The organism is Gilvimarinus sp. 1_MG-2023, from assembly GCF_030548285.1.
On sequence record NZ_JAUOSC010000199.1, the window covers coordinates 1 to 422 of the forward strand.

The 422-nt window shown below is 56.6% G+C and carries 1 protein-coding gene; it reads left to right on the plus strand.

Going from position 1 to position 422, the window contains the following annotated elements; translation table 11 throughout:
• Positions 1-144: 144 nt before the first annotated feature.
• On the plus strand, positions 145-422 hold a 278-nt coding region (locus tag Q4563_RS16410), incomplete at its 3' end, for a pyridoxamine 5'-phosphate oxidase family protein (RefSeq protein WP_303605242.1).

The following is a 422-nucleotide window of genomic DNA, read 5'->3' on the forward strand; positions in this document are numbered from 1 at the left end:
AGCTGATTCAGGCCACGGACCGGTTTGCCGAATAGCAGAATACGGGCGGGCCTGCGATGACGGTGCGTTGCATGCCTGGGAGCCAGCTGACAATGGATACAGGATAAACCTGAAGATGACCACTTTGACGTCAGGAAAAGCACAATGAACAACAATAATCCCACCGCGGCTAACCCGGAAGACTCTGGGGAAGAAACGCTGGTGTCAATCAGCGACGATTTCCACGCCTTTATCGCCGGTTTTAACAGCCTGACCCTGGCGACGGTTAACGCCAGCGGCGAGCCGGAAACCAGTTATGCGCCGTTTATCCAGCAGGACGGCTGTTTTTACGTCTTTCTGTCCGAGTTGGCCAGCCACACCCGGAATCTGCAAGCCAACCCGAACGTCGGTCTGTTCTGGATCGAGCCGGAAGAGCGCGCCCG